The sequence below is a fragment of the Pantoea graminicola genome, from assembly GCF_048452665.1.
Classification (GTDB): Bacteria; Pseudomonadota; Gammaproteobacteria; order Enterobacterales; family Enterobacteriaceae; genus Pantoea.
Genome location: NZ_JBLWSJ010000003.1, coordinates 341,903 through 354,133, shown reverse-complemented (window position 1 = coordinate 354,133; position 12,231 = coordinate 341,903). Strand labels below are relative to the sequence as shown.

14 protein-coding genes are annotated in these 12,231 nt (G+C 58.7%); 11 read left to right on the top strand and 3 right to left on the bottom strand.

Going from position 1 to position 12,231, the window contains the following annotated elements; translation table 11 throughout:
• Nucleotides 1-273 precede the first annotated feature (273 nt).
• Nucleotides 274-1,020 (top strand): bifunctional NADP-dependent 3-hydroxy acid dehydrogenase/3-hydroxypropionate dehydrogenase YdfG, encoded by a 747-nt coding sequence (ydfG, locus tag ACNY69_RS09350; RefSeq protein WP_111140547.1) that lies wholly within the window; start codon nt 274-276, stop codon nt 1,018-1,020.
• Nucleotides 1,021-1,048: 28 nt separating this feature from the next.
• Here ydfG and ACNY69_RS09345 read toward each other — a convergent pair whose 3' ends face one another.
• Nucleotides 1,049-1,369: a YnfA family protein gene (locus ACNY69_RS09345; RefSeq protein ID WP_418798250.1), complete on the bottom strand. Its 321-nt coding sequence runs from the start codon at nt 1,367-1,369 to the stop codon at nt 1,049-1,051.
• 177 nt (nt 1,370-1,546) lie between these two features.
• On the opposite strand from ACNY69_RS09345, the gene ACNY69_RS09340 reads away from it, so the two are divergent.
• A complete protein-coding gene (locus ACNY69_RS09340; RefSeq protein WP_140034371.1) occupies nt 1,547-2,803 on the top strand; it encodes a 3-phosphoshikimate 1-carboxyvinyltransferase in 1,257 nt (418 codons plus the stop codon).
• A 133-nt stretch (nt 2,804-2,936) separates the two neighbouring features.
• A complete protein-coding gene (locus ACNY69_RS09335) occupies nt 2,937-3,326 on the top strand; it encodes a hypothetical protein (protein WP_034127625.1) in 390 nt (129 codons plus the stop codon).
• 1 nt (nt 3,327) lies between these two features.
• Here ACNY69_RS09335 and ACNY69_RS09330 read toward each other — a convergent pair whose 3' ends face one another.
• Complete coding sequence (locus tag ACNY69_RS09330; protein ID WP_054898696.1) at nt 3,328-3,927, bottom strand: NAD(P)H-dependent oxidoreductase; 600 nt, start codon at nt 3,925-3,927, stop codon at nt 3,328-3,330.
• Between the two features lie 314 nt (nt 3,928-4,241).
• On the opposite strand from ACNY69_RS09330, the gene ACNY69_RS09325 reads away from it, so the two are divergent.
• The 4 genes from ACNY69_RS09325 to ACNY69_RS09310 all read left to right on the top strand — a co-directional run bounded on the left by ACNY69_RS09325 (nt 4,242) and on the right by ACNY69_RS09310 (nt 6,853).
• The gene (locus ACNY69_RS09325) at nt 4,242-4,559 is read left to right on the top strand and encodes a DMT family transporter (RefSeq protein ID WP_032429244.1); all 318 of its coding nucleotides are present in this window, start codon (nt 4,242-4,244) and stop codon (nt 4,557-4,559) included.
• 14 nt (nt 4,560-4,573) lie between these two features.
• Nucleotides 4,574-5,863, top strand: coding sequence for an ISL3 family transposase (locus ACNY69_RS09320; protein WP_023343400.1), 1,290 nt, complete (start codon nt 4,574-4,576; stop codon nt 5,861-5,863).
• A 324-nt stretch (nt 5,864-6,187) separates the two neighbouring features.
• Entirely contained in the window at nt 6,188-6,511 is a 324-nt protein-coding gene (locus ACNY69_RS09315; RefSeq protein WP_111140522.1) for a DUF1283 family protein, read from the top strand.
• A 45-nt stretch (nt 6,512-6,556) separates the two neighbouring features.
• Nucleotides 6,557-6,853, top strand: a complete 297-nt coding sequence (locus ACNY69_RS09310; RefSeq protein ID WP_111140523.1) for a DUF1161 domain-containing protein — start codon at nt 6,557-6,559, stop codon at nt 6,851-6,853.
• Nucleotides 6,854-6,891: 38 nt separating this feature from the next.
• Here ACNY69_RS09310 and ACNY69_RS09305 read toward each other — a convergent pair whose 3' ends face one another.
• Nucleotides 6,892-8,358, bottom strand: a complete 1,467-nt coding sequence (locus tag ACNY69_RS09305) for an MDR family MFS transporter (protein ID WP_418798054.1) — start codon at nt 8,356-8,358, stop codon at nt 6,892-6,894.
• Nucleotides 8,359-8,751: 393 nt separating this feature from the next.
• Between ACNY69_RS09305 and ACNY69_RS09300 the strand changes: the two genes are divergently transcribed.
• Genes ACNY69_RS09300 through osmV form a run of 4 tightly spaced genes read left to right on the top strand, consistent with a single transcriptional unit; the run spans nt 8,752 to nt 12,189 of the window.
• Complete coding sequence (locus ACNY69_RS09300; RefSeq protein ID WP_418798051.1) at nt 8,752-9,468, top strand: ABC transporter permease; 717 nt, start codon at nt 8,752-8,754, stop codon at nt 9,466-9,468.
• Between the two features lie 16 nt (nt 9,469-9,484).
• Entirely contained in the window at nt 9,485-10,396 is a 912-nt protein-coding gene (locus ACNY69_RS09295; protein WP_418798048.1) for a glycine betaine ABC transporter substrate-binding protein, read from the top strand.
• Between the two features lie 9 nt (nt 10,397-10,405).
• Complete coding sequence (osmW, locus tag ACNY69_RS09290) at nt 10,406-11,053, top strand: osmoprotectant ABC transporter permease OsmW (protein WP_010244802.1); 648 nt, start codon at nt 10,406-10,408, stop codon at nt 11,051-11,053.
• Nucleotides 11,053-12,189 carry an osmoprotectant ABC transporter ATP-binding protein OsmV gene (osmV, locus tag ACNY69_RS09285; RefSeq protein ID WP_111140528.1) on the top strand — a complete coding sequence of 379 codons (1,137 nt, stop codon included), beginning with the start codon at nt 11,053-11,055 and terminating at the stop codon, nt 12,187-12,189. Before osmW ends, osmV begins: the two co-directional genes overlap by 1 nt.
• The last annotated feature ends 42 nt before the right edge of the window (nt 12,190-12,231 follow it).

Below are 12,231 nucleotides of genomic sequence, written 5' to 3'. Positions count from 1 at the left end.
ATCGTTGCGCAACAAAACAGCCCGGAGTGGGTTAGCAACCGTTTGCGGAACCGATGCAAACGGTTGCAGTCCGTTTTCAACCGGACAGGATGATTTAAGTATGGCCGCTCAGCCCAGAATCTGCCCTTTCAGGGTGCAGGCTGCCCTGAAAAGGCGCATCCGGCTGAGCGGTAAAATGCGTTTACAGGCCAGGCTGTTTTTCCACGCGCAGAAGCCGGAATGAAATGCTATGGTGAAGCCATCGACTCTGAAAATGGCATAAGGAACAGTGAGATGATAATTTTTGTCACCGGTGCGACCGCCGGTTTTGGTCAAAGCATCACCCGCCGCTTTATCGAAAATGGTCATAAGGTGATTGCCACCGGACGCCGCGCCGAACGTCTGAAAGCGCTGAAAGAGGAGCTGGGCGACAACCTCTATACGGTGCAGCTTGATGTGCGCAACCGTGCCGCGATCGAAGAGGCAGTGAGCCAGCTTCCGGCCGAATGGCGTCATATCGACGTGCTGGTCAACAATGCCGGGCTGGCGCTGGGCATTGAGCCTGCGCACAAAGCTAACGTTGAAGACTGGGAAAACATGATTGACACCAACACCAAAGGGCTGGTCTATATGACCCGCGCCCTGCTGCCGCAGATGGTGGAGCGCAATGTGGGTCATATCATCAATATCGGTTCGATTGCCGGTAGCTGGCCCTATGCCGGTGGCAACGTTTATGGTGCCACTAAAGCCTTCGTGCGTCAGTTCAGCCTGAATCTGCGTACCGACCTGCACGGTACCGCGCTGCGCGTGACCGACATTGAACCGGGTCTGGTCGGCGGCACCGAGTTTTCTAACGTGCGTTTCAAAGGCGACGACGATAAAGCGGGTCAGGTCTATGAAGGTGCGACCGCCCTGACGCCAGAGGATGTGACGGAGGCGGTCTGGTGGGTCGCGACGCTGCCAAAGCATGTCAACATCAACAGCCTGGAGATGATGCCGGTCAGTCAGACCCTGGCGGGCCTGAAAGTCCACAAGCCGTAAGTTCCCGCCACGCCAGCTGCGGCTGGCGTTATCCCCGCCCCCAGCCCAGCACGATGATCAGCATCCCGCTGAACGCAATCAGTGCCCCGCTCCAGTCCCACGCGCTTAACTTCACGCCATCCACGATCCGCAACCAGAGCAGCGCCGTCAGGACATAAACGCCACCGTAGGCCGCGTAGACCCGGCCACTGGCCGCCGGATGCAGGGTCAGCAGCCAGACAAACAGCGCCAGGCTGGCCGCCGCAGGCAGTAACAGCCAGACAGCGCCCCCTTTTTTCAGCCACAGCCACGGCAGAAAACAGCCGGTAATCTCCGCCAGCGCGGTAATAAAAAAGGGTAACCGGAATATCTGGTTGATATCTCCTTTGCTGGCAGCCTGTAATTCCCACTTTCTCACCGGAGAATATGGTTGATCAGCCTCCCTTCGCGGGTTAGTATCAGTCCATCTATAGGAGGACGACCTCATGATTCGGGTCCGCACGTCGGCCACTCCACGCCACCTCGCCTTGACCAGGAGCCTTGTACCTTGAGTTCGCAGAAAACCGTGACCGTTACACCGCCCAACTTCCCCCTCACTGGCAAGGTCGCGCCCCCCGGCTCCAAATCCATTACCAACCGTGCTCTGTTGCTCGCGGCACTGGCCAAGGGCACCAGCCGTTTGAGCGGCGCGCTCAAAAGCGATGACACACGCCATATGTCGGTCGCCCTGCGGCAGATGGGCGTCACCATCGACGAGCCGGACGACACCACCTTTGTCGTCACCAGCCAAGGCTCGCTGCAATTGCCGGCCCAGCCGTTGTTCCTCGGCAACGCCGGCACCGCCATGCGCTTTCTCACGGCTGCCGTCGCCACCGTGCAAGGCACCGTGGTACTGGACGGTGACGAGTACATGCAAAAACGCCCGATCGGCCCGCTGCTGGCCACCCTGGGCCAGAACGGCATCCAGGTCGACAGCCCCACCGGTTGCCCACCGGTAACGGTGCATGGCGCGGGCAAGGTCCAGGCCAGGCGTTTTGAGATTGACGGAGGCTTGTCCAGCCAGTACGTATCGGCCCTGCTGATGCTGGCGGCGTGCGGCGAAGCACCGATTGAAGTGGCGCTGACCGGCAAGGACATCGGCGCCCGTGGCTATGTGGACCTGACCCTCGATTGCATGCGTGCGTTCGGGGCCCAGGTAGACATCGTGGACGACACCACCTGGCGCGTGGCCCCCACGGGCTATACCGCCCATGATTACCTGATCGAACCCGACGCTTCCACCGCCACTTACCTGTGGGCCGCAGAAGTACTGACCGGTGGCCGTATCGATATTGGTGTAGCCGCGCAGGATTTCACCCAGCCCGACGCCAAGGCACAGGCCGTGATCGCGCAATTCCCGAACATGCAGGCCACGGTGGTGGGTTCACAAATGCAGGATGCGATCCCGACCCTGGCGGTGCTCGCCGCATTCAACAATACCCCGGTGCGCTTCACTGAACTGGCGAACCTGCGCGTCAAGGAATGTGACCGCGTGCAGGCGCTGCACGATGGCCTCAACGAAATTCGCCCGGGCCTGGCGACCATCGAAGGTGATGACCTGCTGGTTGCCAGCGACCCCGCTTTGGCTGGCACCGCCTGCACCGCACTGATCGATACCCACGCCGACCATCGCATCGCCATGTGCTTTGCCCTGGCCGGGCTGAAAGTCTCGGGCATTCGCATCCAAGACCCTGATTGCGTAGCCAAGACCTACCCTGACTACTGGAAAGCGCTGGCCAGCCTGGGCGTTCACTTGAGCTACTGACACACAAACCTGTGGGAGCGAGCTTGCTCGCGAAAAACGTTAACCAAAACGCGTGTTTGCTGAATGAATGCGGCGCCTGTGAGTTTTTCGCGAGCAAGCTCGCTCCTACAACTGAACCTTGCCGGGAGCGTCAATGACCCTTCGCCAACCCTGCCCACCCGGCGCCTGTGTCTGCAACCGTGAACAACTGCTGGAAGCTCCCGGCGCTGATCTGCGCATTCTGCAACTGACGCGACAGCAGGAAAAAATCCTGCTGGAGCGCCTGGAAAACCTCAAGAGCCTGCAAGACCTCGAACACTTGCAACAGCGGATGTACGACCAACTCGGCATCCGCGTCCACATCGCGCCCGGGCATACCGAGGTCAAAAGCATGCGCGGGATCCAGATCGTCATCGACGAACTGCCGGGCATGTGCCGCAAGACCCGCCAGTCGATCCCCGCCTCCATTCGCCGTGGCCTGGAGAAAAACCCAGAGATTGCCTACCGCTTGCTCGACGCCCACGACCTGTTTCGCGACGCTTGAATTATCCCGCGATGGCCTCACGCTCAAACAACCCCTGCCCCACGGTCCGGGCCTTGTGCAAATGCGCCTGGGCCGTGCCACTTTCCGAGTCCAACAACAACTCGGAAGTGAGTACCCGCGCCCCGCAATAATCAAAGATGCCGTAGTCGATCTGGGTATTCATGGCCTTGGCATAACCGTGTCGATCGAAGGCGCTTTCGTCAGCCGCCCCCAGGGCCAGCACATGTACGTGCAAATGCCTGAGTTTCTTCTGCACCGGTGTATCGGGGCCGTAATCAATCGCCCAGCCATTGACGAATACGCGGTCGACCCAACCCTTGAGCAACGCTGGCATTGACCACCAGTAGATGGGGAACGCCAGCACCAGCGCGTCGGCGCGGTCTATGCGGGCCTGTTCGGCCTGCACGTCGGCTGGCGGCGTCGCCCGAGTACGGTGCACCCGATGGTCGGCGATGGTGTAGCGTGGATCGAACCCTTCAGCGGCAAGGTCGGCTATTTCAAAGGTGTGGCCAGAGGCGGTCAAGCCCGCGCCCACCTCGGCGGCCACACTGTGGGTGAGAGATTGCGGGTCGTGATGAGCAACTACGATCAGTGCGTGCATGACTTTGACTCCATTTGAGCTTAATCTACTTTTAGTAAGTTACGTCGAATAAGTTACTTTTGGTATATAAGCATGTCAAGCAGTGAATCCCCTGCCCCACGTCGTCGTTTGTCCCGTGAAGATCGGGGTAACCGGAATATCTGGTTGATATCTCCTTTGCTGGCAGCCTGTAATTCCCACTTTCTCACCGGAGAATATGGTTGATCAGCCTCCCTTCGCGGGTTAGTATCAGTCCATCTATAGGAGGACGACCTCCCCCACCTTGGGAAGTAATGACCAGGACGACCTGGCCCCGTTATATTTCGGAGGGGTCAATGCCTTGGGTATATCTTCTCGTTGCCGGTGTCCTTGAGATTGTGTGGGCTTACACAATGAAGCAATCTCATGGCTTCAGTCGGCTCTTACCATCGATCATCACGATTTCTACAATGGTGGCCAGCTTCTGGCTGTTAGCAGTCGCCATGCGAACTATTCCACTCGGAACTGCCTACACAATCTGGACGGGAATAGGAGCTGTAGGCGCTTTTCTTGTCGGAATCGCATTTTTGGCTGAACCGGTTAATGCAGCGAGAATCATTGCTGCGATCCTCATTGTTTCAGGGTTGGTGTTAATGAAACTATCCAGCGCCTGACATCGAGGTTATTAATGATGGGTCTCGTTACTGGCCTTATTAACCTCTCAAATTATGAGGTCAGGGACTCCAAGTCGACAGACGACGAAATGCACTTCCAGGTGGACGCACCCGATCCCATCGCGTGCGAGAAATGTGGCGTGCAGGGTGAAATCGTGCGGTTCGGCAAGCGTGATGTTCCTTATCGTGATTTGCCCATCCACGGCAAGCGGGTCACCCTCTGGGTGGTTCGTCGCCGGTACACCTGCCGGGCCTGCAAGACCTCCTTCAGGCCCCAGCTACCGGAGATGGTGGACGGCTTCCGCATGACGCGGCGGCTGCATGAGTACGTGGAGAAAGAATCCTTCAACCACCCCTACACCTTCGTGGCGGCGCAGACTGGCCTGGACGAGAAGACGGTACGCGACATCTTCAGCGCTCGCGCCGAGTTCCTGGGGCGCTGGCACCGATTCGAGACGCCTCGCATTCTGGGTATAGACGAGCTGTACCTGAACAAGCGCTACCGCTGCATTCTGACCAACATCGAGGAGAGAACCCTGCTCGACCTGCTGACCACCCGCCGGCAGGACTTGGTGACCAACTACCTGATGAAGCTGAAAGACCGGCAGAAGGTCGAGATCGTCAGCATGGACATGTGGAACCCCTACCGTACGGCGGTCAAGACGGTGCTACCACAGGCCCGTATCGTGGTCGATAAATTCCATGTGGTGCGCATGGCCAATGATGCCTTGGAGAAGGTGCGCAAGGGCCTAAGAAAGGAGCTGAAACCCTCCCAGAGCCGAACCCTCAAGGGAGACCGGAAAATCCTGCTGAAACGCGCTCACGAAGTCTCAGACCGAGAGCGGCTGATCATGGAGACCTGGACAGGCGCATTCCCGCAACTGCTGGCCGCCTACGAGCACAAGGAGCACTTCTACGGCATCTGGGATGCCATCACGCGCTCCCAGGCAGAAGCCGCCCTGGACGAGTGGATAGCCACCGTCCCGAAAGGCCAGAAGGAAATCTGGAGCGATCTGGTCAGAGCGGTGGGCAACTGGCGCGAAGAGATCATGACCTACTTCGAGACGGATATGCCCGTCACCAATGCTTACACGGAATCCATCAACCGACTGGCCAAGGACAAGAACCGTGAAGGGCGTGGTTACTCCTTCGAGGTGATGCGGGCACGAATGCTCTACACCACGAAGCACAAGAAGAAGGCCTCAACTGCGAAGGTCTCTCCATTCTACAAGAAAACCATCTGTTACGGACTGTCGGATTTCGCAGAGGAACTCAATTACGGGGTCGATCTATCAACCATCTGAGGGTGGTATAAGGTTGGTGGGGTGAAGGAGCCCCATCAACCATTAAATCCGGATACCCATAAAAAACAGCAAGGCGGTCTTGATCAGCACCGGTTTCTCTCCCGAACGTAAACAAATGACTCACCGCTGGTGAGCAAAGAAACGGCGATGATATACTAAAAGCCTCTGCCATCGGGCTGAATTGTTGCAGAGCGACCAGGCAGGCGTGTGCGCTGTCCGGGTTCAGCATCACCGCTGAAACAGCCTGATGGGCCAGGCTCCAGGCATGTCCGCTGCTATCGCCGTCGCAGAGAGTATGGTTTGCGTTAACTAAAGGATAAAGTAATGAAAAAAATGATCCCTGCCGTGCTGATGGTACTGCTTTCCACCGCGGCCCTGACTGCGACAGCCAACACCAATCGTCTGATCATTGAAGATGGCAGCTCTGCGCTGAGCAATGAAGCAGCGCGTCAGGACAGAGAGCAATGGAATGACACGCGGATGCTCCGCAACAAGGTAAACAGCCGCGTCGAAAAAGAGTTCGACAAAACTGACCGGGCGTTTGATACCCGTGACAAGTGCGAGCAGAGCCTCAATCTTAACGCCTACTGGGAACCCAACACCCTGCGCTGTCTGGACCGCCGTTCAGGCCGCCCGGTTACCCCCTGAAATTGCGCTATAGTAATGACGGACGACTAACATAAGGAAGACGTGATGAAGCTACAGAGAGTGTTGTTCACTGCGGCGTTGTTTGCCCTGCCGCTGATGGCGCAGGCATCCTGTGAGTCAGTAAAAGCGGATATCAGCCAGAAAATCATTCAGAATGGCGTACCCGAATCGGGCTTCAGTCTCGACATCGTCGCCAACGATCAGGTTGATCAGGCAGGCGGTCAGGTCGTCGGGCATTGTGACAATGATACACAAAAGATCGTTTATAAACGCTCTGGCAGCGACAGCGACGCCAGCGTGCCCGCCAGTGCCGGCAGTTCGCAGGACGCGCCAGCACAGTAGTCCGTTTCAGATCAGGGCGGCCCTCGCCGCCCTGCCTGCTAGTCCGCCTGTTCCGGCCGCTGACGCGGCATCATCCACGCCACCCCTATTGCCAGCAGCGCCGTCACCAGCGCCACCACAAAGACCCAGTGCAGTGACGCGGCAATCGCCGCCACCATCTGCTGCAGCGTCTCGGGCGGCAACGCCTGACGGCTCTGACCGGACATAATCTGCTGCACCGGATCCTGAATCTCTGGCAGACGCCACTGCAGATTCAGATTCAGCACCGCCCCCATAATGGCTGTCCCCACCGCTGAGCCGATCATCCGGCTGAACATGATGGACGCGGTACAGATGCCGCGAATCTGATAGTCCGCCTGATTCTGCACCGACACCAGGAAGGTGGTGCTGGTCATGCCCATGCCGGTGCCGATCAGGAAGGCCGTAAAGCCCGCCTGAAACAGCGAGCTTGCCGGCTGCAGAAACAGCAGTAAGGCGCTGCCGGTCACCAGCAACAGCACGCCGAGCTGGGCGGTGAAGCGGTAGGAGGTGTGCAGCATCAGCCTGCCGCTGAGCGTACTGGCCAGCGGCCAGCCAATTGACATCATCGCCAGCACGCTGCCCGCCTGCAGCGGTGAACCGCCGCGGATGCCCTGAATCCAGGTGGGCAGAAAAGCGCTGATCCCCATCATGGCCGCCCCGATAATCAGGTTGCCCGCGTTCCCTGCCACAATCAGCCGGCTGCGCCAGATCACCAGCGGAAACAGCGGCGCTGCAGCGCGCTGCTCATGCCGTCTGAGCTGCCAGCCCGCCAGCAGCGACACGAGCAGAAACGGCACCAGCCAGAGACCCAGCTGCTCCGCCTGCAGCAGCGCGGTCAGCAAGGCGGTCACGCAGAGCATCAGCCAGCCGCTGCCCGCCACGTTCAGCGGCTGCGTCTCCTCCTCCTGCGGATGCGACGGCAGCCAGCGCGCCAGCATCAGCATACTGACCACGCCTATCGGCAGATTGACCCAGAAGATCACCGGCCAGCTGAAGTGCTGCACCAGCCAGGCTCCGGTCAGCGGCCCCACGATCGCCGCTACCCCCCAGACGCTGGACAGCCAGCCCTGAACGCTGGCGCGTTCGCGCGGCGAGTAGATGTCGGCCACGATGGTGGAGCTGAGGGGCATAATGGCCCCCGCGCCGAGGCCCTGAAACGCCCGGAACAGGATGAGCCAGAACATGCTGTGTGCAAAACCGCACAGCACTGAGCCCAGCAGGAAAATTGTGGTGCCGATAAAAAACATCGTTTTGCGACCGACCCTGTCCGCCAGTCGCCCGTAGAGCGGCACGCTGACCGCCTGGGTCAGCAGATAGATAGAGAAGACCCAGCCAAACTGCGAAAACCCGCCGAGGTCGGCGATGATGGTAGGCATGGCGGTGGCGACGATAGTGACTTCGATAGCCGCCATAAACATCGCCAGCATGCAGGCGATTAAGATCCAGTGGCGGTGTCCGGTCTGAAGTTGTGCGCTGTCAGTCATAGAGTTCCTTTTTTTAACAGCAAGACTAGCCGAAAAGCGGCCCGCTGAGTTTCCCGCCAGTGCGCATTTTCCGCTCCATCTGTGACGGTGTCACCGAATGTCGATGAAATTTTTTTATTGTCACATCAGCCCAGACGCTACAGGGCTTTAACACCATTTTAACCTGTTTCTCTCTTCCTGTTTTAAGGCTGAAAAGCTGGCCTCTCGGATAAAGGGCTGCTATAGCAATAGAGCTTCTTATTTCAGCATCGGCTGAAAAAGCGTGGATAAACAGTCATTTCATCCACATTTTATCGCAGTTTCGGTTTTGGGCGCGGTGGCCGGTTTTGCCGCTTCTGTCGGACTGTTTGTGGCAGTTATAACAATTGAGATCGTTATCAGGGAGAATCTCCTATGCAAAATGCTTCACTGGCGAAACGCGCCGGTCTGGCTCTGCTTGCAGTTGTGGCGGTCATCGCCTTAATGATCCGGGGCCTCGGCTGGGATCTGCTGGTGGCCCGCAAAGTCGATCTGCTCTATCTGGGGCAACAACACCTCTTTTTAGTGTTCTGGTCCATGCTGTTTGCCCTGCTGGTCGGTATCCCCAGCGGCATCCTGCTCAGCCGCCCTTTTGCCCGTCGCTGGGCTGAAAGCGTCATGCAGATTTTTAATGTGGGTAATACCCTGCCACCGCTGGCGGTGCTGGCCCTGGCGATGGTCATCATCGGCATCGGCGACCGTCCGGCGCTGATTGCGCTGTTCCTGGCCTCGCTGCTGCCCATCGTCCGCAACACCTTCTCTGGCCTGAGTGCGGTGCCGCCGTCACTGCTTGAAGCCGCCAACGGCATCGGCATGACCCGCTGGCAGCGGCTGCGTCAGGTCGAACTGCCGAATGCCCTGCCGGTGATCCTCTCCGGCGTGCGCATCGCCACCGCCATCAACGTCGGCACCGCACCGCTGGCCTTCCTGATTGGCGCCAGCAGTTTTGGCGAGCTGATCTTCCCTGGCATCTACCTCAACGACTTCCCGACGCTGATCCTGGGCGCTGTCGCGACCGCTCTGGTGGCGCTGGTTCTGGATATGATGCTGGCCGCGCTGGGGCGCTTTCTGAGTCCGCACGCCGCGGCCTGACCATAAGGAATTTTAAATGCTAACGCGCTGGATCAAGAAAAGCGTTGTCGCGCTGACGGCAACGCTGCTGATAAGCCAGACGGCACAGGCCGCAACACCGCTGGTGATGGCCACCAAAAGTTTCACCGAGCAGCATATCCTCTCCGCCATGACCGTGCTCTGGCTGCAGAAGAAAGGCTTTGAGGTGGTGCCAAAACGTAATATCGCCACCACCATCGGCCGCAATGCGATGCTGAACAAACAGATCGATATGGTCTGGGAATATACCGGCACCTCACTGATTATCTTCAACCACATCAGCCAGCCGATGTCTTCAGAGCAGGCGTATGAAACGGTGAAGAAGCTGGATGGAAAACGGGGGCTGATCTGGCTGAACCCGGCACCGATGAACAACACCTACGCCTTCGCCATGACCCGCCAGGAGGCGGAAAAACAGGGGATCAGCACCATGTCCCAGCTGGTGGCGAAAATTGAGCAGATCCGCAAAACCGACCCGGATAACAACTGGCGGCTGGGCCTCGACCTGGAGTTCGCCGGTCGCTCCGACGGCCTGAAGCCGCTGCAGAAAACCTACGGCCTGGCGCTGGATCGGCCGCAGATCCGCCAGATGGACCCCGGTCTGGTCTACAACGCCATCCGAGACAGCTTCGTGAATGCGGGGCTGATCTACACCACCGACGGCCGGGTTAAGGGCTTCGACCTGAAAGTGCTGGAGGATGATAAGCACTTCTTCCCCAGCTACAACGTGACGCCGGTGGTGCGCCAGGATGTGCTGGCGAGCCACCCGGGGCTGGACAGCGCGCTGAATCAGCTCTCTGCGCAGATCACCGATGAGGCGATTACAGAGCTGAACAAGCGGGTCGATATCGATCACCAGTCACCGGAGAAAGTGGCGCGTGATTTCCTTCAATCCAAAAACATGCTGTAAGGAGGCACTGTGGATACCCTTCACTACATCATGGATAACTGGAGCACCCTGCTGACCCTGAGCTGGCAGCACAGCTGGCTAGTGCTGGTGGCGGTGGGCCTGGCGATCGTAATTGGCGTGCCGCTGGGCATTCTGATCGTGCGCGTCAGATGGCTGGCGACCCCGATTCTGGGGATCGCCACCGTGGTACTGACCATTCCGACTATTGCGCTGTTTGGCCTGATGATCCCGCTGTTTTCGCTGATCGGTCAGGGTATCGGGGCGCTGCCCGCGATTACGGCGGTGTTCCTCTACTCGCTGCTGCCTATCGTGCGTAATACCCACACCGCGCTGGAGAACCTGCCGGATGGCCTGCGTGAAGCGGGTCGCGGCATCGGCATGACCTTCTGGCAGCGTCTGCGCTGGGTCGAGATCCCGATGGCGCTGCCGGTGATTTTCGGCGGCATCCGGACCGCCGTGGTGATGAACGTTGGCGTGATGGCAATCGCCGCGGTAATTGGCGCAGGCGGTCTGGGACAGCTGCTGCTGGATGGGATCAGCGGCAGTGATATTCGTATGCTGATTGCCGGGGCACTGATGATTTGTCTGCTGGCTATTTTTCTTGACTGGCTGCTGCATCGTCTGCAGCAGGCGCTGACTCCAAAGGGGATTCGATAATGATAACGCTGGAAAACCTGACGAAAACCTTTACCCAGAAAAACGGCACCACCAATAAAGCCGTCGATAACGTCAGCCTGCATGTGCCAGCCGGTGAGATGTGCGTACTGCTCGGCCCGTCGGGCTGTGGTAAAACCACCACGCTGAAGATGATTAACCGGCTGATCCCCGCCACCAGTGGACGCATCCTGATTAATGGAGAAGATACCAGCACCCAGGACACTACCACCCTGCGCCGCAATATCGGCTATGTGATCCAGCAGATTGGTCTGTTTCCCAACATGACCATCGAGGAGAACATTACCGTGGTGCCGCGGATGCTCGGCTGGAACAAAAAGCAGTGTCACGAGCGGGCCACCGAGCTGATGAGCATGGTCGCACTGGACCCCAAAAAGTTTCTTCATCGCTATCCGCGTGAGATGTCAGGCGGTCAGCAGCAGCGTATCGGCGTGATTCGTGCGCTGGCGGCGGATCCACCGGTGCTGCTGATGGATGAGCCCTTTGGTGCGGTTGACCCGATTAACCGCGAAGTGATCCAGAATGAGTTTCTGGAGATGCAGCGTCAGCTGAAGAAGACCGTGATGCTGGTGAGCCACGATATCGACGAGGCGCTGAAGCTGGGCGACCGCATCGCGGTATTTGGTCAGGGCAAAATCGTGCAGTGCGCCAGCCCGGATGAGCTGCTGGCGACCCCGGCCAATGAGTTTGTCGGCTCCTTTGTTGGCCAGGACCGCACGCTGAAGCGTCTGCTACTGGTGCAGGCGGGCGACGTGACCGAGCAGCAGCCGACTATCACCGTGCGCCGCGCCACGCCGCTGGAGGAAGCCTTTGGCACCATGGATGAGAACGATATGCGCTCGATTACCGTGGTCGATGAGGATGGCAAACCGCTGGGCTTTGTGAAGCGCCGCGAGGCACGAAACGTCAGCGGCCGCTGCGAAGAGAAGCTGCACACCTTCAAAGTTACGGGTAAAGCGGAGGAGAACCTGCGCGTCGTGCTCTCCAAACTTTATGAGCACAACACAGTCTGGATGCCGATCGTCGATGAAGAGGGGCGCTACAGTGGGGAGATTTCGCAGGATTACATCGCGGATTACCTTAGCTCAGGTCGTACCCGTCGTCGTCTGAATCCGTAATTCACGCCTGTCCATCACCTGACGGGGGCCAGGCTGGCCTCT

What these genes read in the sequence shown, in the direction of transcription:
- ydfG (WP_111140547.1), top strand. Translation starts at nt 274, where the DNA reads ATGATAATTTTTGTCACCGGTGCGACCGCCGGTTTTGGTCAAAGCATC.
- ACNY69_RS09335 (WP_034127625.1), top strand. Translation starts at nt 2,937, where the DNA reads ATGACCCTTCGCCAACCCTGCCCACCCGGCGCCTGTGTCTGCAACCGT.
- ACNY69_RS09330 (WP_054898696.1), bottom strand. Translation starts at nt 3,927, where the DNA reads ATGCACGCACTGATCGTAGTTGCTCATCACGACCCGCAATCTCTCACC.
- ACNY69_RS09325 (WP_032429244.1), top strand. Translation starts at nt 4,242, where the DNA reads ATGCCTTGGGTATATCTTCTCGTTGCCGGTGTCCTTGAGATTGTGTGG.
- ACNY69_RS09320 (WP_023343400.1), top strand. Translation starts at nt 4,574, where the DNA reads ATGATGGGTCTCGTTACTGGCCTTATTAACCTCTCAAATTATGAGGTC.
- ACNY69_RS09315 (WP_111140522.1), top strand. Translation starts at nt 6,188, where the DNA reads ATGAAAAAAATGATCCCTGCCGTGCTGATGGTACTGCTTTCCACCGCG.
- ACNY69_RS09310 (WP_111140523.1), top strand. Translation starts at nt 6,557, where the DNA reads ATGAAGCTACAGAGAGTGTTGTTCACTGCGGCGTTGTTTGCCCTGCCG.
- ACNY69_RS09305 (WP_418798054.1), bottom strand. Translation starts at nt 8,358, where the DNA reads ATGACTGACAGCGCACAACTTCAGACCGGACACCGCCACTGGATCTTA.
- ACNY69_RS09300 (WP_418798051.1), top strand. Translation starts at nt 8,752, where the DNA reads ATGCAAAATGCTTCACTGGCGAAACGCGCCGGTCTGGCTCTGCTTGCA.
- ACNY69_RS09295 (WP_418798048.1), top strand. Translation starts at nt 9,485, where the DNA reads ATGCTAACGCGCTGGATCAAGAAAAGCGTTGTCGCGCTGACGGCAACG.
- osmV (WP_111140528.1), top strand. Translation starts at nt 11,053, where the DNA reads ATGATAACGCTGGAAAACCTGACGAAAACCTTTACCCAGAAAAACGGC.